Source organism: Curtobacterium sp. MCBD17_008 (assembly GCF_003234475.1).
Taxonomy (GTDB): Bacteria; Actinomycetota; Actinomycetes; order Actinomycetales; family Microbacteriaceae; genus Curtobacterium.
In genome coordinates this window covers 277,689-304,248 of record NZ_QKTK01000002.1, presented here as the reverse complement: position 1 = coordinate 304,248, position 26,560 = coordinate 277,689, and the positions used below count along the sequence as shown (strand labels likewise).

Below are 26,560 nucleotides of genomic sequence, written 5' to 3'. Positions count from 1 at the left end.
AGGACGTCCGGAGGCACCGGACGGCGCGAGCGCGCCGGGATCGGCTTGAACGGGCAGAGGGGCCGGGAACGCGAAGAAGCCCCGGTCCGTGAGGACCGGGGCTTCTCGTGTCGCGTTGGTTGCGGGGGCAGGATTTGAACCTACGACCTCTGGGTTATGAGCCCAGCGAGCTACCGAACTGCTCCACCCCGCGGCACATGGAAAACACTACACGGGATCGGGCGGGGTGCCAAATCGAGCACCCCGCCCGCCCGCATCAACCGTCGGAGCCGCTGCCACCCTGCGCTGCGATGGCGTCCTCGACGGCCTCCTGCAGTCGCTGGTCGGCCTCGGCGGCGGCGACCAGGTCGTTGTCGGCGTACGCCTGCTCACGAGCCCGGAGCGCCTCGTCCGCTTCGGACAGCGCCTGCTGCAGGTCCGGCGTCGCAGCGCCGGAGGACGACCCACCGGTCGCGCCGCCGGTCGCACCACCGGTGGCACCGCCCGTCGAGCTCCCACCCGTCGACGTGTCGGAGCCCTCGTCGTCGGAGTCCGAGTTCCCCGCAGCCGCACCGGAGTCACCCGCGGCCGCGCCCGAGTTGCCGCCGAACAGTTCGTCGAGCGCCTCGTCGAGCGTGTCCTCGAACGCGATCTTGTCCCCGAAGGCCACGAGCACCTTCTGCAGCAGCGGGTACGACCCACTCGACGTGGACTGCACGTACACCGGCTGCACGTAGAGGAACCCACCACCGACCGGCAGCGTCAGCAGGTTGCCCTGCTTGACGGTGCTGTTGCCCCGCTTGAGGATGTTGAGCTCCTGCGAGACGGCCGGGTCGGAGTTGAACAGGTTCTGCACCTGCGACGGGCCGGGGATGCTGTCGGTCTTCGGGATCGTCAGCAGCGTGAGCTTGCCGTAGCCCTCGCCCTTCTTGCCCTTGCCTGCCCCGCTGGCGTCGGATCCGACGGCCAGGTAGCCGGTCAGCACGTTCCGCGCGTTCGACGACGAGTTCTGCTTCGGGATGTAGGTGCTGTACAGCGAGTAGGCCGTGCCCGCGCCCGGCACCTTCATCGTCAGGTAGTACGGGTCCTGCTGGTCCGGGTTCGTCGCCGTGGTCTGCGTCCCGAGCGCGTTCGTGGTGTTCGCGTTCGTCCCGGTGGTGGTGCCCGCCGAGTCGGCGTCCCCGGCGCTCGTCGAGGTCGAGGTCGGGTCGACCGGCGTCGTCCACGCGTCGTCGCCCGAGTAGAACGAGTTCGCGTTGGTGACGTGGTACGTGCCGAGGATGCTCCGCTGGACCTTGAACAGGTCGGTCGGGTAGCGCACGTGGGCGAGCAGGTCGGCGCTCATCGCGGACACCGGCTGCAGCGACGTCGGGAAGACCTTCTGCCACGTCTCGAGCACCGGGTCCTTCGTGTCCCAGGCGTAGAGCGTGACCTTGCCCGTGTAGGCGTCGACCGTGGCCTTCACCGAGTTCCGGATGTAGTTCACCTGGTCGGTGCGGAAGCTGCCGGATTCGGTGCCGTTGATGCTGTCCGTCATGCTCTGGCTCTGCGAGTACGGGTACGCGTTGCTCGTCGTGTAGCCGTCGACGATCCACTTGATGCGGTTGTCGACGATCGCCGGGTACGCGTCCTGGTCCAGCTTCAGGTAGGGCGCGACGTTCTGCACGCGCTTGACCGGGTCACGGTCGTACAGGATCTGCGAGTCGGCGTTGACGGCGTTCGACAGCAGGATCTGCTCCGACTGGAACTTCGCCGCGTAGACCAGGCGGTTGAAGAAGTTGCCGATCTTCGGTCCGCCGTCCGCCGCGTAGGTCGTGGTGGCGTTGCCGTCGTCGTCGTCCGAGCCGGACGGGTAGTCGAGCTCGACGTCCTTCGTGCCCTCCGGTGCCCCGACGATCGAGTACGCCGGCGAGTTCTCGCCGAAGTAGACGCGCGGCTGGTACTTGCCGAGGGTGTCGCCGGCCGGGATGCCCGACTCGATGAACACCGGCTTGCCGTCGGATGCCCGCTGGTTGCCGTACGCCGCGACGACGCCGTAGCCGTGCGTGTAGACGAACGTCCGGTTGTACTGGGTGGCCGAGGCACCGAGGCCGTCGAGGTCGATGTCACGCACCGCGAGCACGGTGTCCTCGGTTTTGCCGTCCACCTGGTAGCGGTCGACGTCGAGCTGGTCGGGGAACTTGTAGTACTGCCGGTACTGCTGGAGCTGGCTGTACGTGTCCGAGACGATCTTGGGGTCGATGATGCGGATGTTCGCCGTCGTCTGGGCGTCCTCGGACAGGGCACCGGTCGTCGCCGTGGTGGTGGCGTCGTAGTCCTGTTCCTGGACCCCGGCGACGTTGTAGGCGTCCCGGGTGGCGTCGATGTTCCGCTGGATGAACGCGGACTCGAACGAGCGCTCGCTCGGTGCGACCTGCAGGCGCTGGACGATCCAGGGGTAGATCCCGCCGATGACGATCGCGGACACCAGGAGCAGCCCGGTCCCGATGATCGACACGCGCCACCGGCCGATGACCGCCGTCACGATGAACAGGATCGCCACGATCGCCGCGATGCCCGCCATGATCTCGCGGCCCGGGATCGTCGCGTTCACCTCGGTGTACTGCGCGCCCGTGATGAGGGAGTTGTCCTTCGTCAGCGCCGTGTACTGGTCGAGCCAGAGACTGGCGGCCTGCAGCGCGATGTAGAGCGCGGCCGTGATCGCGAGCTGGATGCGCGCGGCCTTCGAGATGCGGACCTCTCGACCGCCGAAGCGGATCGCGCCGTACAGGTACGTCGCGGCGAGCGCGGCGAGGCCGGCGATGAGCACGACGGCGGAGGAGTACGCCACGACGGCGCGCCAGAACGGCAGCTCGAAGACGTAGAACCCGACGTCGAGCCCGAACTGCGGGTCGGTCTTGCCGAACGGCGTCCGGTTGAGGTACTCGAGGACAGTGCTCCAGCGCGGTGCGGTCGCCAGACCGGCGAAGACGCCGAGCACCGCGGGGATGCCGAGCACCACGACGCGGCGCAGCGGCTCGATGACCTGCTGGTAGCGGTCGAGCTGCGCGTTGAGCTTCGCGTAGACCGGACGGAACCGGAAGGCGAGGACGATGCTCAGCCAGACCGGGATCGCCATGCCCAGGAAGCCGGCGACGAACATGGCCGTCCCGGCGAGCCACCGGGTGGTCAGGACGCGCTCGAACCCGAGCTGCGCGAACCACGCGTAGTCGGTGTACAGGCTGGCGAAGATGAAGAAGCCGATCACCAGTGCGGCCAGCACGATGATCGTGACCACGATCGGGACACGCGGCGAGCGCCGTCCCGCGGTGGACGAGGTGTTCGTCACTTGTTGTGCTCCAGACGTGTCGGACCGGCGGCGCCGGCAGGCCGAGCCGTCAGTGCTGACGATCCTATTCGTCCCGGCCGACAGTGAACCTGTGCCGCATCTCAGGATCGCGCCCCGGGTCTCCCGGCCGAGCCGTCCTGGCCGTCCGTGCCGGTCGTCCGGGAGGCCGGCGGCCCGGAGACCGCGGCAGCGCGCCGGGCGCTCAGGAGGTGCAGCGCTCGAGACCGGCCGTGCTCCGGCCCGCCGCGATCGTCTCGAGGTCGGTGACCGCCTGGTCGAGCGTCGAGACCGCGTACACGTCGAGGCCGTCCGGGACGTGTCCGACCACCTCGTCGCAGTTCGCCTTCGGGGCGAGGAACACCGTGGCGCCCGCCGACTCGGCGCCGTGGAGCTTCTGCCGGATGCCGCCGATCGGTCCGACCGCGCCACCGGCGGTGATCGTGCCGGTCCCCGCGACGTGCTCGCCGCCGTTCAACGCGCCGGGCGTGATCTCGTCGATGATCCCGAGCGCGAACATCATGCCCGCCGAGGGCCCGCCCACGTCCTGCAGCGCGATGTCGACGTCGAAGGGGAAGTCGTAGTGCTCGACCACGCCGACGCCGAGCAGCGCGGTGCCCTGCTCGGTCCGCGGGGTGACCGAGAGCTCCCGCGTCGCCCCGTCCCGCTCGACGGTGATCGTCGCCGGTGCGCTCGTGCCGTGCTCCGCGACGAGCTCCCGGAGGGTCGACGCGTCGGAGTTCGTGGTGAGGGACGTGCCGTCGAACGCCGTGATGACGTCCCCCTCACGGACCACGCCGTCGGCCGGGGAACCCTGCTGCACGGTGCCCACCTCGAGTTCGCTCGGGACCTCGAACCCCTCCTGCACGAGGGCCGCGGCGACGGAGGACTGCTGGGAGTTCGTCATGTCCGCGGCGTCCTGCTCGTTCACCTGCTCGGTCGTCCGTCCGGGCGGGTAGATCGCGCTCGCGGGCACCACCGCCTCGGACTCCGAGAAGAGGGCGCGGATGACGCTCGTCCACGGCGGCCGTTCGGTCGCCGTGCCCTGCACACTGACCGTGAGCATGTCGAGCGCGCCCGACGTCGGGTAGGTGCGGTGCCCGTCGATCTGGATGAGTTCGACGTCCTTCGCGTCCTTGCCGGTCCCCTGCCGCTGCGTGCCGATCGTGTTGAACACCGGGCCGGGCATCTCGATGAGGTACGGGCTCGGCAGCAGGCTCGCGACGACCGCCAGGACGAGGGCGCCGACGACGAAGGCCCAGCCGACCGTCCGTGAGCGCGAGCGACGACGGGGGGCGGGGGCGAAGAGGGTCACACGGGTCCTTCCGGGGGCTGTTCGCCCACGGCGCAGCCGGACGGGCGGTTGCCCGGGCCGGTCCCAGGCACGGCCTCACGGGCAGCGGTTAGCGTAGTCGGCATGCCTGATCAACCGCAGCCGGGGCCGGACGACGACTTCCGGGAGATGCTCCGCAAGCTCCTGTCCGGCGAGGGCCAGATCGACCCGTCGCAGCTCGCCGGAGCCGCCGGCCTGCCGAACGACCCGACCTTCGTCGCGAACCTCATGAGCCAGCTCCAGCGGGCGGCGCAGGACGGCGGCGACGGCATCGACTTCACCGTGACGGCCGAACGCGCCGCCACGATCGCCCGCGAGGGCGAGCAGCCGCTCGACCCCGCCACCGCGCAGGCAGCGGCGCAGGCCTTCCAGGTCGCGGCGCTCTGGCTCGACGAGGTGACCACCGTCGCGGAACTCACCTCGACACCGAGCGTCTACACGCGCGAGCAGTGGGCGAAGGCGACCGCACCCGTGTGGTCGCAGATCGCCGAGCCCGTGGCGTCGAGCATCGCGACCGCCCTCACCGAGGCGATCGACCAGCGCGCGCCCGAGGAGCTCAAGCTCATGCTCGGCGACGTCTCGAAGGCCATGCGCGGGGTCGGTGGTGCGCTCTTCGCGATCCAGCTCGGCCAGGTCGTCGGGCAGCTCGCCAAGGAGGTCGTCTCCGGCGGCGACGTCGGCGTCCCGCTCCTCGACGAGCAGCTCGCCGCGCTCGTGCCGCAGAACGTCGCCGAGTTCGCCGAGGGCCTGGACGTCCCGGCCGACGAGGTGCGCATCTACCTCGCCGTCCGCGAGCTCGCCCACGCCCGGCTGTTCCGCTCGGCACGCTGGCTGCGGCTGCACATCATCTCGTCGATCACGGAGTACGCCAAGGGCGTGCACATCCCGTTCGACCGGGTCGAGGAGTCCCTGTCGGGCATCGACCCGACCGACCAGGAGCAGCTGCGGGACGCGCTGGCCTCCGGGGCGCTCATCCCGCCGCGGACCCCGGAGCAGGACGCCGCCCTCGCCCGGCTCGAGACGATGCTCGCGCTCGTCGAGGGATGGGTCGACACCGTCACGGCCGCCGCGACCGCCCGTCTCCCCCGCTCCGGCGCGATCGCGGAGATGGTGCGACGTCGCCGCGCCGCAGGAGGCCCGGCCGAGTCCGCCTTCGCGACGCTGGTCGGTCTCGAACTCCGCCCGCGCCGACTCCGTGAAGCGGCCGCGATGTGGCAGCGGGTCACCGACGAACTCGGTGCCGGCGAGCGCGACGCGCTCTGGGCCGCGTTCGACCTGGTGCCCGGCTCGGACGACATCGACGCGCCGGAGTCCCTGGTCGCCCGGCTCCGCGACCCGTCGCAGACGCCGGAGGACGACGCGTTCGACCGAGCGCTCGAGGACCTGCTCAACGACACCACCGCCGACCGTCCGCACGAGGACGAGGACGGCGGCATCGAGGACTCCGGCATCGAGGAGTCCGGCGACGGTCCGGCGGCCGGGCCCGCCGACGGCGACCCGCAGGGCGGACCGCGGCACTAGTCACCCCGGTCGGGACGGGAGGCGCGACCCGCCTTGCGTCCCGACCGTCCGGCCCGCCTCGTCTTGTCCACAGATCGGCGTCCGGACTGCCCCGTCGGCGGTGCCTGCGCCAGCGTGGACGCATGGGCATCCGCATCGACCCGACGCTCGAGTTCATCTGGCGCGATCCGTGCACGGTCCAGCTCGGGGTCGACCCGCCGCGCGCGCTGGTCACCGTCCCGACGACGGCCGAGGAGCGCTTCCTCTGCGCGCTCCGGAGCGAGACCGGACGGGACGCGATGGCCGGGGTCGCCCGGAGCGTCGGGTGCCCGCCCGCCGTCGCGGCCCGGTTGCTCGGGGACGCCGCTCCGGCCCTGGTCGACCTGGGCGCGGAGCCGGCCGCCCGGGTCGAGGTGTCCGGTGCCGGGCCGCTCGCGCAGGAGCTCGACCGGATGCTCACCGGTGACGGCGTGACCGTCGTGCGGACGTCGGTGCCACGCGGCGGCCCGGTCCCCGAGCCCGACCCGCCGCCGACGCTCGCCGTCCTCGTCGCCGACCACGTGACCGACCCGACGGTCCGGGCCGCCTGGTGTCGCCGGTCGGTCCCGCACCTGCCGGTGGTGGTGGGCGACGGACGTGTCCGCGTCGGGCCGTTCCTGGTCCCGGGAGCCGGGCCGTGCCTCCAGTGCGTGGAACTCGAGCGCACCGACGCGGACCCCGCCTGGCCGGCGATCGCCGCGCAGGTCTGGGGCCGTCCCGTGGCCGCGCTGTCGCCCTACCGGGCTGCGACGGTCGCCACGACGGTGACCCGGCTGGTCCTCGAGCGGCTCCCCCTGGTGACCCAGTACCCGGACGCGCAGCAGCTCCTGGTGGACCGGACGGACCTGTCGGTCACGGTGCGGCGGGTCGCTCCGCATCCGCGGTGTGCGTGCCGAGGGCTGCCAGGAACCGACTCGCCACCCGGGCCCCACCCCGTGTGGACCCCTGACCGGACCACGTCAGCGTCAGGGAACGACGAGCACGGGTGATGCCGACGTAGAAGAGCCGTCGTTCCTCGTCGACGCCGTCGTCGGTCGTCGCGTACGAGATCGGCAGCAGCCCCTCGGCGACGCCCGCGAGCACGACGTGCGGCCACTCCAGGCCCTTCGACGAGTGCAGCGTCGCGAGCGTGACGGCGTCGAGTTCCGGCTCGTGGTGGGTCGCGGCACGGTCCACCAGGTCGGCCGTGAACTGCTGCATGGTCGTCCCGGCCGGCGCGGACTCGGCGAGCTGCATGATCGCCTGCAGGGCCTCCCACTGCTCACGCACGGCACCGGTGCCCTCCGGCGGGGTGCGCGTCCACCCGCTGATCTGCAGCACGAGCTCCACCCGGCGCAGGAGTTCGTCGTCGGTCTGCCGGACCGCCTCGCCGCGCATGTGGTGCACGGCGAGCTTCACCTCCGGGCGGTCGAAGAAGCGCTTCCCGCCCTGCACCCGGTACGGGATCCCGTTGCGGGCGAGCGCCGACTCGATCGCCGCGGACTGCGCGCCGACGCGGTACAGGACGGCGCACTCGCCGTACGCCGCCCCGCCGTCCACGAGCTCGGTGATGCGGCGGGCGATCGTCGCGGCCTCGTCCCCGTCGTGCGCGCAGGCGAGCACCGTCGGCTCCGGACCGGGGACGGTCTCCTGCGCGACGAGGTCGAGCGCCCCCGGCTGCCCCCGCATGAGTGCGTTCGCCGCGTGCACGACCTCCCGGGTGGAGCGGTAGTTCCGTTCGAGCCGGAGCACGGACGCGCGCGGGAACTCCGAGCCGAACCCGAGCAGGTAGCGGCTGGACGCGCCGGTGAACGAGTAGATCGTCTGGCTGGCGTCACCGACCACGCACAGGTCGTCCCGACCGCCGAGCCACGCGCGGAGCAGGTCGTGCTGCACGGGCGAGACGTCCTGGTACTCGTCCACCACGAAGAACCGGTACTGCTGACGCACGTAGGACGCCACCCGGGGCTCGGACTCCACCATGCCGAGGGTCGCGAGCAGCACGTCCTCGAAGTCCATCTGCCGACGGTCGTCCTTGAGCCGCTCGTACGCGCGCATGAGGTCGACCACGCGGGACGGCGAGGTGTCGCGTGGCATCGTCCGCTCGGTCGCGGCGGACTCGTACTCGTCGTACGTGAGCCGCTGCACCTTGCGCCACTCGACCTCGCCGGCCAGGTCGCGGAGCGTCGGGGTGTCGACCCGCAGGCCGATGGTGTCCGCGGCGTGCGCGATCATCCGGCCCTTGGACTCGACGAGCCCGGGGGCGTGCCCGCCGACCGTGTCCGGCCAGAAGTACCCGAGCTGGGACATCGCCGCGGCGTGGAACGTCCGGGCCTGGACGGCTCCGGCGCCGAGGGCGCGCAACCGCGAGCGCAGCTCTCCCGCCGCCCGGGTGGTGAAGGTCAGCGCGAGGACGTGGTTGGGCGAGTACGTGCCGGTCGCGACCCCGTAGGCGATGCGGTGCGTGATCGCGCGGGTCTTGCCGGTCCCCGCGCCCGCCAGCACGGCCACCGGACCGAGGAGCGTCCGTGCGACCGTCCGCTGCTCGGCGTCGAGTGCGGCGAGCAGCGCGTCCGGGGTCGGGGTCGACGGGTCGCCGGCACCGGGTGCGATCGTCACGGCAGGTCGAGCGGCCCGCCGTACCACTCCTCGATGATCACGCGGGCGATCGAGGTCCGGCCGGGCAGCAGGATCGTGTCCCCGGCCTGTTCGCGGATCTCGTCGCGGGAGAACCAGCGGACGTCGAGGATCTCGACACCGTCCGGCCGGGCGGCGGAGGGGTCGCCGTCGACGGCACGTGCGCGGAACCCGACCATGAGCGACGCCGGGAACGGCCACGGCTGCGAGCCGAGGTACTCCGGTTCCTCGATGGTGACGCCCGCTTCCTCGAAGACCTCACGCCGGACGGCGTCCTCGAGCGACTCCCCCGGCTCGACGAACCCGGCGAGCAGCGAGTACCGGTTCGCGTCCCAGGCGGCGTTCGAGCCGAGCAGGATGCGGTCCTCGCCGTCGGTGATGCCGACGATGATCGCCGCGTCGGTCCGCGGGAAGTGCTGGTGCCCCTCGGGGTCGCGGCGGACCCACCCGCCCGAGGTCGACTCGGTGGCCGAGCCGGTCCGCGGCGAGAAGCCGTGCACCGCGTGCCAGTTCGCCATCGCGACCGCCTCGACCGCGAGGCCCTGGTCGCGGGCGGACAGCTCGGTGCCGAACATGCGCAGGTTCTCCCACGCCGCAGTGTCCGGTTCGATGGCGGCTGCAGCGTCGTCGTCGACGAGCGCCGCGACGAAGCGGGTGCCGGCCGGAGCGTCGGCGGCGTCGGCGACCGCGCGTCCGAGGTAGAGCAGCGTCGCGTCCTCGGGTACCTGTCCGGCGTCGACGAAGCGGAGCGCGCCGTCGCCGCCCCGGAGCATCGCGCCGGCGTGGACGGGCAGGAACCGCGTCGCCGGGTCGTCCCGCAGCACGCGGTCGAGGTCGGGGGTGGCGCGGTACTCGGCATCGCGGTCGAGCTCGTTGCGGGCGAGCGGCAGCCGGGCGGCGAACTCCACGGTCACGCGGATCTCCTCGTGGTCGACACGTCCCGGGTCAGCGTGGCGCGCACCGATCAGGTGTGCCGCGGACCTACCCTGATGGGCATGGCGGGATCGCAGTTCACTCTAGCCGCGTTGGCGACGACGGCCGTGCCCGGGCTCGTCCTGACCGGGACGCGCACGCTCGGCTCGGTGGCCGCCGGTGACTACGAGTCGGCGGTCGTCCGTGACGCGGAGGGCCACAGCTCGGCGATCCGCCGTCCCCGGAACCAGCGCGCCGAGGCCCGCCAGTCCGCCGACCTGGTGGCAATCCGCGCGCTCAGCGCCGGGATCCGCACGCGCCTCCCGTTCGCCGTCCCGGAGTACCGCGGACAGGCGCCGATCGGGTCAACCCGCGCCATCCTCACCACGTTCGTCGAGGGCGAGCACCCCGCGCTCCGTGACCTGACGGAACGTCCGGAGCTGGCGACCAGCGTCGGCCGCGCGGTCGCCGCGCTCCACGTCCTGCCCACGAGCTTCGTGACGGACGCCGGCCTGCCGTCCCTGACGCCCTTCGAGGTGCTCCGCTCCGCGGTCTCCGTGATGGACCGGGCCGTCGCGACGAAGCTCGTGCCGGCCGCGCTCCAGGAGCGCTGGGAGGGTGCCGCGCGCGACCAGCAGCTCTGGCAGTTCACGCCGACCGTCGTCCACGGCTCGCTCGGCGTCGACTCGCTGCTCGTGCAGGGCGACGAGGTCACGGGTGTGCTCGGCTGGGGCGAACTCCGCCTCGGCGACCCGGCGAAGGACCTGGCCTGGGTGCTCGCCGGCCGCCGCGAGGCGTTCGACACGGTCCTCAGCGCCTACACCGCCGGCGGTGGCGGTCGGGACCGACAGCTCGGGCAACGCGCCCGCGTGCACCACGAGCTCGAGACCGCCCAGTGGCTGCTGCACGGTGTGCAGGTGAAGAGCACCGAGGTCGTCGACGACGCGGTCGCGATGATGCACCGCCTGGCCGAGGCCGTCCACGCACCGTCGGCCGCGCCGCTGCAGGCGGTGTCGCCGGAGACGATGGAGATCGGCGAGGTCGAGCAGCTGCTCTCCTCGACCGAGCGCCGGCACGGCTGATCCGGCCTGGAGGCGCGGCTCGCCTCAGCCGATCGCGTCCCGCCAGGCGCGTTCCAGCCCGGCGCGGTCGAGCAGCGAGGTCGGTCGGACCTCGAGGTCGTCCGCCACGAAGTAGAACACCGCGTCGACGTCCTCGATCGGTCGGCCGGTGAACTCGGCGTACGCGACCCGGTACAGCGCGAGCTGCACCTGCCGGCGTTCCAGGTCCTCGGCACCGGTCGGGGCCTTGCCGGTCTTCCAGTCGACCACCTCGATCCGCCCGTCGATCTCGTAGACGGCGTCGAGCTTGCACACGACGCTGTGCCCGAGGAACGGGATGTGGATCTCGCGTTCGACCTCGAGGGGCGTCAGACCCGCCCAGCGTGACCGGGCGAAGGTCTCCTGGAAGTCGGCCAGCCGTCGGGCGTCGTCGTCGGTGACGGCGAGGTCACCGTCGGTGGCGGGAGCGGTCTCCCCGACGTCGAGGTCGAGTTCGCCGGCCCAGGCGTCGAGCCCGCCGTCCCACCCGCCGAGCGGCGCCGCGGCGCCACCGCCACGGGCACGCTGTTCGACCCACTGGTGGAACAGGGTGCCGAGGCGGGTGGCCCGGTACGGCCGCTCGGGCATCGGACGGCGCAGCCGTTCGGCGACGCGGTCCGGCTCGCCGAGGTAGTCCTTGAAACCGGACGCCGGGACGCGGTGCGGGACGACCACCGCGTGCGCGGCCGACCGGGCCGCCCGGCGTTCCGCGAGCAGCAGGTCGATGTCGGCGGCGTGGCGACCGGCGGCGCCGGGGTTCGCGTTGCGCACGCGCTCCGCGGCGGCGAGCACCCGCGGACCGCGGGAGCCGAACGGCACGTGCGGCCAGGTCTGCGTCGCTCCCTGGTCGCCGAGCGGGTTCGACTCGTGCGCGGTGCCCTCCGGGATCCGGTCGGCGGGGAGCACCCCGGCGTCGACGAGGTCGTGCAGGTACCGGCTCGGGGCCGTCGGCTTCACCCCGGTCGACCACGAGGACCCGGTGACGAGCAGCTCGTGCTTCGCGCGGGTCAGCGCCACGTAGGTCAGGCGGCGTTCCTCGTCCTCGTTCCGCGCCCGGACCTCGTCCTTGAAGGCGTCGATCGCCGTGACGACGTCCTTCTGGGTCTCCTGCCCGCGCCAGGCCAGACGGGGCAGTTCCTCGGCGTCGCCGCGGAACTCGTACGGCAACCGGCCGAACCCGAGCCACCCCGTCGACCCCTCCTGGGGCCGGGCGGGCAGGGCGCCCTCGACCATCCGCGGCACGGCGACCGCGTCCCACTCCAGGCCCTTCGAGCCGTGGATCGTCAGGATCTGGACGGTCCCGCCCTCGGGTTCCTCCGACCGCGGCCCCATGTCGTCGCGGCGGGCTGCGGCGTCGATCCAGCCGAGGAAGGCGCCGAGGTCGGCACGGTCGTCCGTCTGCACGAAGCCGCTCAGTTCGTCGACGAAGGCGTCGAGGTACGCCGACCCGCCCTGCTCGTGCGCGGCGACCTCGATGTCGAGCCGCATCTCCTGCACCACGAGCGTGACGAAGTCGACCAGGTCCCCGCCGGCACGGGAGCGCAGCGTGGCGAGCTGGGCGCCGAGCGCGCGCATCCGCTCGCGGCCGGCCGGGCTGATGCCGGCGAGGGCGGAGTGGTCGTCGGGCGCGGTCGTGACGAAGTCGAGCGCGTCGACCACGGAGCCCTGCTCCCCCGCGGCGACGGACGCCCGGAAGGCCGCGGTGACGTCGTCGTCGAGGCGCTTGTGCGTGTGGTCGCGGCCGAACAACCAGCGCGCGAGACCGTGCAGCGCGACGATGTCCGCCGCGCCGACCCGCCACCGGGCACCGGCGAGCAGGCGGATGAGGTCGTTGCCCGCCGCCGGGTCGTGCAGCACGCGGAGGCAAGCCACCAGGTCGACGATCTCCGGCCGCTGCAGCAGCCCACCCGTCCCGAGCACGTGGTACGGCACCCCGCGGGCGGCCAGCGCTGCGGTGAACGCCGCCAGGTCCTTCCGGGCGCGCAGCAGGAGCGCCATCGAGCCGTCCGGGTTCCGCCCGCGGTGGTCCGCGAACCACGCGGCGACGGCGTCCGCCTCGTCGGGCAGGGTCTCCGGGAAGGCGACCGCCACCGTGCCGCGGTCCGCTCCCGGTCGCGGTGCGAGCTGCTCCACCCGGACGTCGGACGCGGCGGAGAGCGGGGAGACGACCGCGTTCGCCGCGGCGAGCACGTCGACGGGGTTCCGCCAACTCGTCGACAGGGCGTAGGTGACGACGGGGTCGGCGGCGGGCGCGCCGAAGTCCGCCGGGAACCGGGCGAGGTTCGCGGCACTCGCTCCGCGGAAGCCGTAGATGGACTGGTGCGGGTCCCCGACCGCCATCACCGGGTGGTCCCGGAACAGCCGCGCGAGGAAGCGCGTCTGCACGACCGAGGTGTCCTGGTACTCGTCGAGCAGCACCACCGCGAAGCGGGCTCGGAGGTCGGCGGCCACCCGCGGGGCGGCGTCGGCCGCGGCGAGCGCCAGGGCGATCTGGTCGGAGAACTCGACGAAGCCGCGGTCGACCTTCTGCCGACGGAACTCCTCCACCAGGTCGGCCAGGGGTTCGAGCGACCCGATCGCGGCGACGGCGTCGGTGACGGCCTTGTAGGGCGTGCCCCTGGTCGAGCCGGGCAGTTCCAGGAGCTCCCCGAAGTCGATCGCGAACCGACGGAGGTCCGCCGGGTCCACGAGGTGCTCGGACGCGGCCCCGGCGAGCGCCACCACGGCCGCGGTGACGGTGTCGACGTTGCGGTCGAGTCCGGCCAGGCGGTCGTCCCGTGCGGCGACGACGACCCGACGGGCGAGCTGCCAGGCAGACGGCTCGGTGAGCACCTGTGACTCGCCGTCCCGGCCGACGAGCAGGGCGTTCTCGCGGAAGACGGCGTTCGCGAAGGCGTTGTAGGTCGACACCGTGGGCGCGAGGAAGGCGTCGCCGGCAGCGATGAGCCCGGCGTCCTCGAGCGCGGCGATCCGGTCGTTGATGCGCACGCCGAGCTCGCCCGCGGCCTTGCGGGTGAAGGTCAGGCCGAGCACCTGGTCCGGCTGCACGAACCCGTTCGCGAGCAGCCAGACGACACGGGAGGCCATCGTCTCGGTCTTCCCGCTGCCGGCACCGGCGACGACGAGGGCCGGCGCGAGCGGTGACTCGATCACGGCCCGCTGCTGCTCGGTGGGTCGGGGCTTCCCGAGGGCGTCCGCGATCGCGTCGGCACCGACCCGCGGTGTCAGCGGGACGCCGCCGTCGGGCACGCGGTGCTCGGGTCCGGGTACAGGGACGGCGGGGTCCGACCCGGTCCGACCGGTCCCGGCGCCGTCCACCGCTGTCGGCGCCTCGTCCGCGCTCACCAGGTCACCTCGCCGACGACGTGGATCCGGCACTCGGTGCCCGTGCGGGCGCGGTCACAGTGCTCGTCGACCGCCGCCAGGAACGTCCGTCCCGCCATGCCGCGCGCGACGCCGTGCAACCGCTCGCGGTACGCCTCGCGCGCTTCCGGGTCGAGCGCGCGCTGGGTCCGTTCCGAGTACGCGTGCGCGCCCTTCGGGTTCTGCACGAAGACGAGCCGGGCGTCGGTGGTCTCCGCTCCGACCGGGACGCCCTCGACCGCGCCGTCGGCGACCGCGAGCTGGTAGGCGGCGAGCTGTGGATGGGCCGGCATGTCGTTCTTCTCGCTCGGCATCGACCGCCCGGTCTTCAGGTCGACGATGCTGATCCGGCCGTCGGGGTCGACCTCGATCCGGTCGATGCTCCCCCGCACCCGGGCCGGGCCGGTCACCAGGGCGAAGGAGGACTCGGCCCCGAGCAGTCGACGCCCGGCGCTGGCGGTGGTCCGGAGGTAGTCGCTGAGCCCCTCGATCATCCGTCGGGTCCTCGCGCGCTCACGGTCCGCGATCCACGGCGACTCGAACGTCAGCTCGTCCCACCGGCCCTCGACCCGCTGCCACAGTGACTCGACGTCGATCTCGGTCGCGTGCTCCATCGCCTCGTGCACGATCGTCCCGATGCCCATCGCGGGGCTCGGGGCGCCGCCGCCGAACGTCTGCGCGAACCAGTGCACGGGGCACTCCTCGAACGTGCCGATGCGGGAGGGCGACACCGACACCGTCGGCGGGACGGGCTCGTCGCCGTCCTCGGGCACGACCGGTGTGGCGCCGAGGTCGACGAGCGGCGCGTCGGTCGTCGGCTCGGCCAGGCCGTACCAGTCGTCCGGCGACGCCCCCGGCACGTCCTCGGCGGCGAGGCGCGCGAGTGCGGACGCCGCCTCGGAGTCGCCGGTCGCGACCACGCGCCGACGCAGCGAGCCGGCGAGGCCGCGCAGGGACAGCGGGTGCGCCGACGGCTGTCGGTCCGGCGGGACCGGGACGAGCCGGACGAACGGCGACGGGGACTCGTCGTCGTTCGCGACGGTCGCGATGACGACCTGCGTCGTCGCCCGGGACACGGCCCGGGCGAACAGGCGCAGCTCGTCGCCGATCACCGCCGCCCGGTCGTCCGTCGGCGAGTGCGGGACGCCGGCGGCGGCGCGGACGAGCCCGTCCGGGTCGAGCAGGCTGCCCCGCACGCGGGTGTTCGGCCAGACGCCGTCCTGGAGGCCCGTCACCACCACGACGTCGCACTCCAGTCCGACGGTGGCCGAGGGGGTCAGCACCCGGACCCGCCCGGCGGTCCGGTCCGGTCCGATGGAGTCCTCGGGCAGGTCGGCACCGAGGAGGTCGTCGACGAAGACGCGCGCCGGGGCGTCCGGCGTCCGCTCGACGAACCGCTTGGCGGCCGTGAAGAGCCCGACCACGGCGTCGAGGTGCCGGTCGGCCTCGGCCGCTCCGACACCTCCGGCGACCGACTGGGCACGCCAGGTGCCCGCGAGACCGCTGCGCTCCCACAGCCCCCAGAGGACCTCCTCGATGCTCGCCCCGGTCTCGGCGTCGTGCCGCGCGGCCGCGAAGCTCCTCGCCAGCCGTGCGGCACGGCGGGCGAAGGGCGCGTCGATCGTCGCGAGTCGCTCCGGGGCACCGAGTGCGTCGACCAGGAGTTCGTCGGACGTGCGGGTCCCGCCGCCCGCCAGCTCCTCGCGCCGGAGCGCCAGCCGCAACCGTCGCATCGCCAGGGTGTCGAGTCCGCCGAGCGGTCCGGTCGCGAACGCGGTCGCGAGCTGGGCGTCGAGCGGCACCACACCGAGGGCGACGGCGGCCGCGTCGACGAGCGCCCGGGACGCGGTCTCGTCCCGGGGCCGGGTGGGCGCGGCGCCCGCGGTCGCCGGCACCTCGGCCACCGAGAGCGCCCGGACGAGTTCCGGGATCGCCGCCCCGCTGCGGGTGACGACGACCATCCGGTGCCACGGCACACCGTCGAGCAGCCGGTGTTCGCGGAGGCGCCTCGCCACCGCGGCGACCATCGCGGACCGGCTCGGGGCCTCCAGGTGCAGGACGGCGTCGGAGCGGCCACGGGCCTCCCGGGCGACGGCGGAGCGCTGTCGGCCCGCGGCGGCGGTGCCGATGCGGCCGGTGACGCCGGTCACCAGCGCCCGGACCGGTCCGGCGTGCCGGTGCACCGTGCCGAGCACGATCTCCCGGACGCCGGTGACGCCGAGGCGCGGACCGAGGCGGCCGAGCACGTCCGGCTCCGCGCCGCGGAAGGCCGAGGCGGCGATGTCCGGGTCGCCGAACGCGACGACCTGCACGCCGGAACGGGCCAGGGCACCGAGCAGGGCGATCTCGCCCTCGACGAGTTCCTGCACGTCGTCGACGACGACGAGACGCAGCGCGGCCACCGCGGGCGGGAGGTCCCCCCGCAGCACGGCCGCGGTCGCGAACGCCACGAGCTCTGCCGCGTCCAGCGCGGTCGTCCGGAACGCGGTCACGGTGGCGCGGTACTCGTCGACGAGGTCCCCGACGGCACGCCACTCGGGGTGCCCGGTCTCGTCCCCGAGCTCCCGCATGTCGTCGGGTTCGATGCCGGCCGCGACCGCACGCATCATGAGGTCACGCAGCGCCGTGCGGAAGCCCGCCCGCTCGCGGACCACCGCGGTGATCGGTGCCGGCCAGTCCGGTCCGCCGCCGTCGAGCTCGTGTCCGGCGAGCAGGTCGGCGAGGATGCGGTCCTGCTCGCCGCCGGTCAGCAGGGTGGGAGCGTCCTGGCCCTGCACGGTCGCCGCGTGCGCCACGACCTGGAAGGCCAGGGAGTTGACGGTCCGGGCGAGCGCGCCCGGCGTGACCCGGTCGACCGCGGCGGCGAGCCGGTCCCGGAGCGCCGTGGCCGCCATGCGGGCCGAGGTGAGCGCGAGCACGGTGGCGTGCCCAGCGGCGTCGACGGCACCGGGTCGGGCGATCCGGTCGGCCACGAGCCGCGTCAGTGTGCTCGTCTTGCCCGTTCCCGGCGCGCCGAACACCGCGGCGTGCTCGCCGTCCGGCAGGGCCAGGACCGCCTGCTGCGCAGGGTCCTCGACGAGCGCACGCGACACCGAGCCGAGGTCCGGCGCGGGCGTCAGGGTGGTCGGTGGCACGCACGTACGGTACCCAGCGCTGCCGACATCGCGCGCCACCCGCGCCGGATGCGGGGACCGGGTGCGGGGACCGGGTGCGGGACCGGGTGTGCGCCCGCGGCGAACGCTCCGGGCAGCCCGGGTGCGCTCGACTACGCTGACCTCGTGGACATCAAGATCGGCATCATCAACAGCCCGCGTGAGATCGGTTTCGAGACGGCCCAGACCGCCGACGAGATCGAGACCGCCGTGTCCGAGGCCCTCGCGGCCAAGGCCACGCACCTGTCCCTCAAGGACGACAAGGGCCGCCGGTTCATCGTGCCGGTCGCGTCGCTCGCGTACGTCGAGGTGGGCTCCGAGGAGTCCCGCCGCATCGGCTTCGTCGCCTGACCCTCCCGGGCGTGGAGCTCCTCTTCGCCGTCCTCGGCGGGATCCTGCTCGGGGCCGTCGCCCATGTGGTCGTGCCACTGCGCACGACCCGTGGCGTGCTGGTCGGCCCGGCTGTCGGCGGCATCGCCGCGGCGGTCCTCTGGGAGGTCCTGACCTGGGCCGGGTGGCCGTACGACGGCACCTGGATCTGGGTCGTCGCGTTGCTCGGGGCCGCCGCGGTCGCCCTCGTGGCGCAGGTGGTGCTCGGCCGCCGTCGGACCGCTGCCGACGAAGCGCACTACGAGCGTCTGGTCAAGCAGGGCGCCTGAGCCCGTCCGGCTGCTCGCCGTGGCGCTGCTCACCGTGATCGGCGGACCGTTGCTCGCTCTCGTCGACGCGCGGGGGTCCAGCCAGCAGGCCGATCAGGCCGTGAGGCCGAGCGCGTCCATCCGCCGGGTGTGCGCCGCGATCAGTTCGGTCCACACCGGCTCGAGCCGCTCCTGGTCCTCGCGGGCGTGCGAGGCGAGCGCCGACCGCGCCACGAGGAGCGTGTCCCCGACCAGGCGGCGCCCCCACATCGCGAGACGGGACGCCACGACCGGGTCCTCGTCGATGCGTGCCGTGAGCTCCTCGACCACGGCCGGTTCCTCCCGCGCGTCGAACACGGTGCGCAGGCGCTGCCGGACGTCGATCGGGAGCGACCGGAGCAGGTTCGCGAACAGGTCGTTGAGGATGCCGGCGGTCACGTACCCGGTGAGCATCGACTCGTACCAGTCGGCACCGTTCGTCCGCTCGAGGAACCGGTCGATCGCCTCGCGGTGCGGCGCCATCAGGTCGGCCGGCTCCTGCCCGCCCCGCTCGATCTCCGCGACGATGGCACGGTGCCGCTCGAGTGCGGTGGTCGCGAGCACGCCCGTGACCAGCCGGCCGGAGAGCGTCGGGGCACCGGCTCCGGCGCGGCCCATCGTCTCGTACAGCGACAGCTGGAGGTAGGCGGCCTGGCCGAGGTACACGTCGAGCTCGGGGCTGACGTCGTCGAGCCGGAGACGCTCGACGGCACCGCCGCGCGGGTTCCGCGACGCGAGCCAGGCCGCGGCGAGCTGCGCAGCGCGCTTCCGGTTCCACCACGACACCACACGACCAGCATACGGGTCGGCTCGTCCTCGTCCGGCACGTCGGTAGACTGGGCGGGACTCCTCCCCACGAACAGGGTGAACTTCTTGACTTTCTCAGAACTCCAGATCGAGCAGGACATCGTCGATGCGCTCGCGAGCAAGGGCATCATCGAGCCCTTCCCGATCCAGCAGCAGACGATCCCGCTCGCCCTGACCGGCCAGGACATCATCGGTCAGGCCAAGACCGGCACCGGCAAGACCTTCGGGTTCGGCCTGCCACTGATCCAGCGCATCGGCGCCGACCCCGGGCCGGGGGTGAAGGCGCTCGTCGTCGTCCCCACCCGCGAACTCGCCGTGCAGGTGAGCGAGGACCTCGAGTCCGCGATGGTCAACCGCCCCACGAAGCTCGTGTCGATCTACGGCGGCAAGGCGTACGAGGGCCAGGTCGAGCAGCTCAAGGCCGGCGCCCAGATCGTCGTCGGCACGCCCGGTCGACTCATCGACCTGCACCGGCAGCGTCTCCTCGACCTGTCGCACGTGCAGGAGATCGTCCTCGACGAGGCCGACCGCATGCTCGACCTCGGCTTCCTGTCCGACATCGAGCGGATCTTCCAGGCGGTCCCGGCCGTCCGGCACACGATGCTCTTCTCGGCCACGATGCCCGCCCCGATCGTCGCCCTCGCACGCCGCTTCATGTCGCGTCCGGTGCACATCCGCGCGACGGACCCTGACGAGGGTCTGATGCAGGCGAACATCAAGCACGTCATCTACCGCGCGCATTCCCTGGACAAGGACGAGGTCATCGCCCGTATCCTCCAGGCCGAGGGCCGCGGCAAGACCGTCATCTTCACGCGGACCAAGCGCGCCGCCGCCCGCATCGTCGAGGAGCTGAAGGACCGCGGGTTCAACGCCGCCGCCGTCCACGGTGACCTCAACCAGGAGCAGCGCGAGCGCGCGATGGCCGCCTTCAAGGCCGGCAAGCGCGACGTCCTCATCGCCACCGACGTCGCCGCCCGTGGCATCGACGTCGACGACGTCACGCACGTGATCAACCACACGATCCCGGACGACCCGGACACGTACCTGCACCGCGCCGGTCGCACCGGCCGTGCCGGCAAGACGGGCATCGCGGTCACGTTCGTCGACTGGGACGACCTGCACAAGTGGACGCTCATCGACAAGGCGCTCGAGTTCGGCATCCCCGAGCCCGTCGAGACGTACTCGTCATCGCCGCACCTCTTCACCGACCTCGACATCCCGGCCGGCACGAAGGGTCGCCTGCCCGGCACCTCGCCGCGCGCAGCGACCGCCGGAAGCGAGAAGCCGGCGTCCGGAGGTCGCTCCGGTTCCGCCTCCGGCAGCGCCGGCGGTTCGCGGTCACGCAGCCGCACCCGGTCGTCGGGCTCCGAGGAGTCCGGCTCGCGCCGCACCTCGGCAGACCGACCGGAGCGCTCCGCTCCCGTAGCGGAAGCCACTGCCCCGAGCGGTGCGTCCGCCCCCGCCTCCCCCGCGGGTGACGAGACCGCCGACGGTGCCCAGAAGCGCCGTCGCCGCCGCCGACGTCGTGGCGGCACCGGCTCGTCCGAGGCGACCGCCTCGGCACCGCAGGGTTCCACGGACGGCGAGTAGCGTCTCCAGGCCGAAGGCCCCGTCACGAGCGTGACGGGGCCTTCGTCGTCCCCGGCTCCGGGACGCAGCCCAGCGCCGACGCCGCATCGGCCGCCCTCGCTCCACGAGGACGGGAGGCCCGAGCCTGGTCCGACGGACCGGCCGACGGTCAGGACAGGCGGGAACCGGGCCCGACGACGGGCGCACTGCCGGTCGCCTGGTCGACGATCGCGTCGAAGGAGCGTCGGGCCGTTCGGTGCTCGCCGAGGCGGTTCGGCTTGCCCTCGCCGTGGTAGTCGCTCGAACCCGTGACGAACAGGCCGTACCGACCGGTCCAGTCCAGGAGCGTCCGCTTGCCGTCCGCGCTGTTCTCGCGGTGGTCCACCTCGAGTCCGCCGAGGCCCGCGTCGACGAGCTCGCGGAGCATCGGCTCGTCGATCACGATCCCCCGCGATGACGCGGCCGGGTGCGCGATGACGGGCACACCGCCGGCGGCACGGATGAGCTCGACGCCACGGAGCGGGGTCGGGGCGTCGTGCGGCTGGTAGTAGCCGGAGGACGGGTGCAGGATGCCGCGGAACGCTGCGCTGCGATCGGGCTCCAGGCCGAGTCGGACCAGGGCGTCGGCGATGTGCGGACGTCCGATCGTCGCCCCCTCGCTCGACTCCGCCAGGACGTCGTCCCAGGTGACCGGGTGGTCACGGCCGATGGCGTCGACCATGCTGCGGGCACGGGTGAGCCGGCCGTCACGGATCGCGGTGGTCTCGGCCGCGAGTCCGGGATCCGCCGGGTCCACCAGGTAGCCGAGCACGTGCACGCTCCGCCATCCGATGCGCGTACTGAGCTCGAGCCCGGGCACCAGGGTCATCGGCAGCTGCCGGACCGCCTCGGCGGCCTCGTGCCACCCGGCCGTGGTGTCGTGGTCGGTCAGGGCGACACCGTCGAGTCCGCTCGCCGCCGCCGCGCGGACGAGGTCGGCCGGGCGCTCGGTGCCGTCGGAGACGCTCGAGTGAGCGTGCAGGTCGATGAACGGATCAGGCACGCGGCAATGCTACCGACACGTCGACGGCCGGTCGGACGCCGTTCACAGCCCCTCCCCGCGCGCCGTTCCTCGCGCTGCGCTCGCACCACCGCACGGCTGCGACCCCGTACCGGTCCCTGCGGTTCCGGACTGCGCTGCCGGACCCCGCTCGGTGCAGCGGTGCGATGATGGGGACATGGCCGACACCACTCCCCGCGCGACGAGCAACCGCTCCACCACCCCCGGCTCGTCCGTCTTCAAGGACCACATCGCTGCGAACTGGGCCGAGCGTGAGCGCCCGCTGCCGGCCCCGCGCGAGCAGTCCGCCTTCGCCGCCGCGCGTCGCGCCCGGCTCTCCGGACTGCACCCCGGTCGGACGATCGTGGTGCCCGCCGGCCAGGCGAAGGTCCGCTCGAACGACTGCGACTACCCGTTCCGCCCGCACTCGACGTTCGCCCACCTGACCGGCTGGGGCACCGACACCGTCGTCGGCTCCGTGCTCGTCCTGACGCCGAACGGCGACGGCCACGACGCCACCCTGTACTTCCGCGCCACGGCCGGCCGTGACTCCGAGGAGTTCTACGCGAACCCGGAGATCGGCGAGTTCTGGGTCGGACCGCGCCCCTCCCTGGCCGAGGTCGCCGCGGACCTCGGTGTCGCCACGGCGGACCTCGGTGCGCTCGACGCCGCACTCGCCGGGCTCGACGCCTCCGTGCTCGTGGTCCGCGACGCCGACCCCGGGTTAACCCGCGCACTCGACGAGCGCCTCGGCACCACGGTCGGAGGCGCGCCGGAGCAGGACGGTGCGCCCGCGACGGACGACGTCCTGTCCCGCGACCTGTCCGAACTCCGCCTCGTGAAGGACGCCTACGAGGTACACGAGCTGCGCAAGGCCGTCGACGCAACCCGCCACGGCTTCGACGACGTCATCGCGGACTTCGACGCCGTGCTCGCACACCCCCGCGGCGAGCGCATCGTCGAGGGCACGTTCAACCGTCGCGCCCGTGCCGACGGCAACACGGTCGGCTACGACACCATCGCCGCCGCGGGCCACCACGCCTGCATCCTGCACTGGACCCGGAACGACGGTGCCGTGCAGCCCGGCGACCTGATCCTCATCGACGCCGGGGTCGAGGTCGACTCGTTCTACACGGCGGACATCACCCGTACCCTGCCGGTCAGCGGCACGTTCTCACCCGTGCAGCGCATGGTGTACGAGGCCGTGCTCGAGGCCGCCGACGCCGCGTTCGCGATCGTGGAGCCGGGCATCACGTTCCGGCAGGTGCACGCGACCGCGATGGAGGTCATCGCGCGCAAGACCGCCGAGTGGGGCTTCCTGCCGGTCTCCGCCGAGGAGTCCCTGCAGCCGGACAACCAGTTCCACCGCCGCTACATGGTGCACGGCACGAGCCACCACCTCGGCCTCGACGTGCACGACTGCGCGAAGGCCCGCCGGGAGATGTACCTGGACGGCATCGTGCAGCCCGGCATGGTGTTCACGATCGAGCCCGGCCTGTACTTCCAGCAGGACGACCTGACCGTCCCGGAGGAGTTCCGTGGGATCGGTGTCCGGATCGAGGACGACATCCTGGTGACCGAGGACGGCGCCGAGAACCTGTCGGTGCACATCCCCCGGACCCCCTCGGAAGTGGAGGGGTGGATCGCGAGGTCCGCGCGCTAGCCTGGGCCTCGTGAGCGCTGAAGCCCCCTCGGGCACCTTCCTGATCGACGTCGAGCACTTCGACTCGCCCGACGCCCAGCGGCTGCGAGCGGCCCAGCGCATCGAGATCGACAGCACGTACGGGGCCGACACCGAGCCGGGCCCGAAGCCGACGGCCGACTCGATCGCGGTGTTCTTCGTGGCGCGCGACGAGGCGGGCACCCCGGTCGGGTGCGGCGGCTTGCGACTGGTCGACGACGGCATCGCGGAGGTCAAGCGCATGTACGTCCGGACCGAGTCCCGCGGCTCCGGCGTCGCCGCGTTGATCCTGCGTCGGCTGGAGGAAGCGGCGCTCGACCTCGGGTCACCGGCGCTCGTCCTCGAGACCGGTACGGAGCAGAAGGGCGCCATCCGGTTCTACGAGCGCGAGGGCTTCCGACGCATCGCGAACTTCGGGCCGTACGTCGGCGCAGCCCGGTCGGTCTGCTTCTCGAAGATCCTCTGAGCGCACACGCTCCGCCGACACGGCGAGCGAGGCCGCACCAGTCCGCCGAGCCCGACCCGCCAGCCGGGTCGGACCAGCCCGCCAGGCCACACCAGTCCGCCAGGTCGGACCAGCCCGCGGGCCGCGCCGAGCGGGCGCGATCGCCCATGCGCGACACCGGACACGACGACGGGCTCCCGGTCGGTGCAGCACCGGCCGTGAGCCCGTCGTCGTCCGCTCACTCCCGACGGTGGCACCGTCCGGAGCGGGACCGCTCACGCGCGGCTGTCGTCGTCCTCGCGCCGGTTCGTGTCGTCCGCGGCGCCGTCGGTGTCCGACGGCGTCGGGGCCTGCTCGCCGTACCGCGGGCCGTCGTTCGTGCCGTAGCTGCGGGTCGCCGCTGACGGACGCTGCGTCTGGTCAGCGGTCGCGTCGGCCTCCGGCGCGCGGGCAGCGCCCTCGTTCGTGCCGTACCGCGGTGCGGTCGAGCGCTGGCCGGCCCCGGGGGCAGGGTCACCGGTCGGCGCCGTCCGGGCACCGCCGTCGTTCGTGCCGTAGCGCGGCCCGTCGTTCGTGCCGTACCGCGGCCCGGCCTGCGCCTGTCCGCGGGCGTCGTCCGGACGCGATGACCCGTCCCCGCCCTGCTGCTGAGCCGAGTCGCCGGGCCGAGCCGGGCCGCCGGACTGCGCCGGGCCTCCCGGCTGGTGCGGGGTGGCGTGCCCACCGTAGGGCGAGCCCTGCGGCGGACCGCCCGGGCGCCACTGCTGCTGGCTCGGCTGCCCGTACTGGCCCGGCTGGCCGGCGCCCGGCTGACCGTACTGCGGCGGCTGGCCAGCGCCCGCGCCCCCGCCCGGCTGACCGTACGGTCCCGGCTGACCGTACTGCCCCGGCTGACCTGCGCCCGGCTGACCTGCGCCCGGCTGGCCCGCGCCGTACTGCCCCGGCTGACCGTACTGCCCCTGCTGGGGCGGCACCCCACCGGGCCCCGGACGCCACTGCTGCTGTCCCGGGCGCTGCCCGAGCTGGTCCTGCCCCTTCTGCCCGGGCCCCGGCTGTCCGCCGTACCCGCCGGCGTTCGGCTGGTCCCACGACGTGTGCTGGATCGCACCGCCCTGGCCGAGGATCCGCTGCGCCTGACCGGACAGCTGCGGGTCGACGACGATCTGGTACGTGGTGGCGAGCACCTGGTGGATGCTCGTGAAGTCCCGCTGTCGCTTGGTGATCGCGAACGAGACGATGCCGTAGAGCATGCCGAACCCGGCACCGATGACGGCGGCGGGGAGGAAGAGCCCGCCGGCCTGCGGCGAGAAGAGCGTCAGCACGATGCCGAAGAAGAACCCGAGCCAGAGCCCGGACAGCGCGCCCGCGAGTGCTGCTCGTCCGTAGGTCATCTTGCCGGTCACGCGCTCGACGGTCTTGAGGTCGTTGCCGACGATGGACAGCTTCGCGACGGGGAAGTCCGACTCCGCGAGCTTCGCGACCACGCGCTGCGCTTCGGGGTAGCTGTCGTAGGTGCCGAGGACGTCACCGCGCGGCAGGGTGGGGAACGCCTGTGCCGTGCGGCCGCCGAAGGGGCTCTGAGTACTCACCCAGTCATCATCCACCGGAGTCCTTGCGATCACACGAGAACCACCAGGGAAGGGGCGGCGAGCACGCCCGGACGAGCGACTACGCTGGACGGGTGAGCGCCTCGAAGGTCTTCGTCGCCCGCCTCGCCGGGTGCTCCGTCTTCGACCCCGCGGGCGACCGTGTCGGCAGGGTGCGTGACGTCCTCGTCGTGTACCGCCGCGTCGACGCCCCACAGGTCGTCGGGTTGATCGTCGAGGTCCCCGGCAAGCGCCGCATCTTCGTCAGCATCGGCCGGATCACCTCGATCGGCGCCGGGCAGGTCATCACGACCGGGCTCGTCAACATGCGCCGCTTCGAGCAGCGCGGTGGTGAGGTCCGGGTGATCGCGGAGATCCTCGGCCGCAAGGTCCTCATCAAGAAGGAGCAGATCCGGGCGACGATCGAGGACGTGGCGATCGAGGACCACGGGCAGGGCGACTGGTCGATCGCGCAGCTCTTCCTCCGCAAGCCGAAGACCACGCCGTCGCCGTTCGGCAAGGGCCCGACGACGTTCGCGACCTGGAACGAGGTCACCGAGGACGAGCTCCCCGGTGAGTCCCAGTCCGCCGAGCACGTCATCGCCGCCTACTCCGACCTGGTGCCCGCCGACCTGGCGTCGACCCTGCTCGACCTGCCGTCCGAGCGCCGGTTCGAGGTGGCCGAGGAGCTGCCGGACAACCGCCTCGCGGACGTGCTCGAGGAGATGCCGGACCAGGAGCGGATCGAGATCCTGTCCGCGCTCCGGGACGCCCGTGCCGCCGACGTCCTCGACCAGATGCAGCCGGACGACGCGGCGGACCTCCTCGCCCAGCTGCCCGACGAGCGCAGCGAAGCCCTCCTCGAGCTCATGGAGCCGGAGGAGGCGCAGGACGTCCGCATGCTGCTCGAGTACGAGCCAGACACCGCCGGTGGTCTCATGACGACCGAGCCGGTGATCCTGTCCGCGGACTCGACCGTGGCCGAGGGCCTGGCCCTGGTCCGTCGGCACGAGCTCGCCCCGGTGCTCGGCGCCGCGGTGTGCGTCACGCTCCCGCCGTACGAGCCGCCGACCGGACGGTTCCTCGGGCTCGTGCACTTCCAGCGCATGCTCCGGTACCCGCCGAACGAGCGGCTCGGCACCCTCATCGACCAGCAGACCGAGCCGGTGGAGGTCGACGCGAGCGCGGCCGAGGTCACACGGGTGATGGCGACCTACAACCTCCTGTCCGTCCCCGTGGTCGACGACGCCCACCGACTCGTCGGGGTGGTGACCATCGACGACGTCCTCGACCACGTCCTCCCGGACGACTGGCGGAGTCAGGACGCGGCCGACGCCAACCCCGGCGCCGCGTCGCGACCGCGGACCCGCACCCGCCGCACGGCGATCCCCTCGGGAAGGAGGACGAATCGTGGCACGCCCAGATGAGAACCGCCGG

The 26,560-nt window shown here is 73.0% G+C and carries 17 protein-coding genes, 1 tRNA gene and 1 pseudogene; 9 read left to right on the top strand and 10 right to left on the bottom strand.

Annotated features, from left to right (window positions below; translation table 11 throughout):
* Positions 1-116 precede the first annotated feature (116 nt).
* The 3 genes from DEI95_RS03215 to DEI95_RS03205 all read right to left on the bottom strand — a co-directional run bounded on the left by DEI95_RS03215 (position 117) and on the right by DEI95_RS03205 (position 4,619).
* Positions 117-193 (bottom strand) — tRNA-Met (locus tag DEI95_RS03215).
* A 63-nt stretch (positions 194-256) separates the two neighbouring features.
* Entirely contained in the window at positions 257-3,307 is a 3,051-nt protein-coding gene (locus tag DEI95_RS03210; protein WP_181436180.1) for a UPF0182 family protein, read from the bottom strand.
* 202 nt (positions 3,308-3,509) lie between these two features.
* Positions 3,510-4,619 (bottom strand): PDZ domain-containing protein, encoded by a 1,110-nt coding sequence (locus DEI95_RS03205; protein WP_111059355.1) that lies wholly within the window; start codon positions 4,617-4,619, stop codon positions 3,510-3,512.
* A 102-nt stretch (positions 4,620-4,721) separates the two neighbouring features.
* Here DEI95_RS03205 and DEI95_RS03200 point away from each other — a divergent pair, with 102 nt between their 5' ends.
* Positions 4,722-6,158: a zinc-dependent metalloprotease gene (locus DEI95_RS03200; protein ID WP_111059354.1), complete on the top strand. Its 1,437-nt coding sequence runs from the start codon at positions 4,722-4,724 to the stop codon at positions 6,156-6,158.
* A gap of 122 nt (positions 6,159-6,280) precedes the next feature.
* Positions 6,281-7,066, top strand: a pseudogene (locus DEI95_RS17040) (TOMM precursor leader peptide-binding protein); the annotation flags it as partial.
* Here DEI95_RS17040 and DEI95_RS03190 read toward each other — a convergent pair.
* Both DEI95_RS03190 and nudC read right to left on the bottom strand, forming a co-directional pair.
* On the bottom strand, positions 7,029-8,774 hold the full coding sequence (locus DEI95_RS03190; RefSeq protein WP_181436179.1) for an ATP-dependent helicase: 1,746 nt from the start codon (positions 8,772-8,774) through the stop codon (positions 7,029-7,031). The pseudogene DEI95_RS17040 and the gene DEI95_RS03190 sit on opposite strands and share 38 nt — an antisense overlap.
* On the bottom strand, positions 8,771-9,706 hold the full coding sequence (gene nudC, locus DEI95_RS03185; RefSeq protein ID WP_110823697.1) for an NAD(+) diphosphatase: 936 nt from the start codon (positions 9,704-9,706) through the stop codon (positions 8,771-8,773). The genes DEI95_RS03190 and nudC overlap by 4 nt, the downstream gene beginning before the upstream one ends.
* Positions 9,707-9,787: 81 nt before the next feature.
* Here nudC and DEI95_RS03180 point away from each other — a divergent pair, with 81 nt between their 5' ends.
* Positions 9,788-10,786, top strand: coding sequence for a phosphotransferase (locus DEI95_RS03180; RefSeq protein ID WP_110890474.1), 999 nt, complete (start codon positions 9,788-9,790; stop codon positions 10,784-10,786).
* A 24-nt stretch (positions 10,787-10,810) separates the two neighbouring features.
* On the opposite strand, the gene DEI95_RS03175 is transcribed toward DEI95_RS03180, so the two are convergent.
* Both DEI95_RS03175 and DEI95_RS03170 read right to left on the bottom strand, forming a co-directional pair.
* Positions 10,811-14,149, bottom strand: coding sequence for an ATP-dependent DNA helicase (locus DEI95_RS03175; protein WP_258367426.1), 3,339 nt, complete (start codon positions 14,147-14,149; stop codon positions 10,811-10,813).
* On the bottom strand, positions 14,146-17,301 hold the full coding sequence (locus DEI95_RS03170; protein ID WP_181436178.1) for a UrvD/REP family ATP-dependent DNA helicase: 3,156 nt from the start codon (positions 17,299-17,301) through the stop codon (positions 14,146-14,148). The genes DEI95_RS03175 and DEI95_RS03170 overlap by 4 nt, the downstream gene beginning before the upstream one ends.
* Positions 17,302-17,445: 144 nt before the next feature.
* On the opposite strand from DEI95_RS03170, the gene DEI95_RS03165 reads away from it, so the two are divergent.
* Together DEI95_RS03165 and DEI95_RS03160 are read left to right on the top strand one after the other, a co-directional pair.
* Positions 17,446-17,670 carry a DUF3107 domain-containing protein gene (locus DEI95_RS03165; protein WP_110823695.1) on the top strand — a complete coding sequence of 75 codons (225 nt, stop codon included), beginning with the start codon at positions 17,446-17,448 and terminating at the stop codon, positions 17,668-17,670.
* Between the two features lie 11 nt (positions 17,671-17,681).
* Positions 17,682-17,978: a hypothetical protein gene (locus tag DEI95_RS03160; RefSeq protein WP_111059350.1), complete on the top strand. Its 297-nt coding sequence runs from the start codon at positions 17,682-17,684 to the stop codon at positions 17,976-17,978.
* A 93-nt stretch (positions 17,979-18,071) separates the two neighbouring features.
* On the opposite strand, the gene DEI95_RS03155 is transcribed toward DEI95_RS03160, so the two are convergent.
* Positions 18,072-18,785, bottom strand: coding sequence for a ferritin-like domain-containing protein (locus DEI95_RS03155; RefSeq protein ID WP_258367425.1), 714 nt, complete (start codon positions 18,783-18,785; stop codon positions 18,072-18,074).
* A gap of 84 nt (positions 18,786-18,869) precedes the next feature.
* Here DEI95_RS03155 and DEI95_RS03150 point away from each other — a divergent pair, with 84 nt between their 5' ends.
* On the top strand, positions 18,870-20,393 hold the full coding sequence (locus DEI95_RS03150) for a DEAD/DEAH box helicase (RefSeq protein ID WP_110901343.1): 1,524 nt from the start codon (positions 18,870-18,872) through the stop codon (positions 20,391-20,393).
* A gap of 148 nt (positions 20,394-20,541) precedes the next feature.
* Here the strand turns inward: DEI95_RS03150 and DEI95_RS03145 are convergent, their stop codons facing one another.
* Complete coding sequence (locus DEI95_RS03145) at positions 20,542-21,414, bottom strand: PHP domain-containing protein (RefSeq protein ID WP_110823693.1); 873 nt, start codon at positions 21,412-21,414, stop codon at positions 20,542-20,544.
* A gap of 175 nt (positions 21,415-21,589) precedes the next feature.
* On the opposite strand from DEI95_RS03145, the gene DEI95_RS03140 reads away from it, so the two are divergent.
* Positions 21,590-23,074, top strand: a complete 1,485-nt coding sequence (locus DEI95_RS03140) for an aminopeptidase P family protein (protein WP_111059349.1) — start codon at positions 21,590-21,592, stop codon at positions 23,072-23,074.
* 10 nt (positions 23,075-23,084) lie between these two features.
* Complete coding sequence (locus DEI95_RS03135) at positions 23,085-23,558, top strand: GNAT family N-acetyltransferase (protein WP_220032820.1); 474 nt, start codon at positions 23,085-23,087, stop codon at positions 23,556-23,558.
* Between the two features lie 254 nt (positions 23,559-23,812).
* Here DEI95_RS03135 and DEI95_RS03130 read toward each other — a convergent pair whose 3' ends face one another.
* Positions 23,813-25,126: a general stress protein gene (locus tag DEI95_RS03130; RefSeq protein WP_111059348.1), complete on the bottom strand. Its 1,314-nt coding sequence runs from the start codon at positions 25,124-25,126 to the stop codon at positions 23,813-23,815.
* Between the two features lie 92 nt (positions 25,127-25,218).
* Here DEI95_RS03130 and DEI95_RS03125 point away from each other — a divergent pair, with 92 nt between their 5' ends.
* Positions 25,219-26,550, top strand: a complete 1,332-nt coding sequence (locus tag DEI95_RS03125) for a magnesium transporter MgtE N-terminal domain-containing protein (protein WP_110823690.1) — start codon at positions 25,219-25,221, stop codon at positions 26,548-26,550.
* The last annotated feature ends 10 nt before the right edge of the window (positions 26,551-26,560 follow it).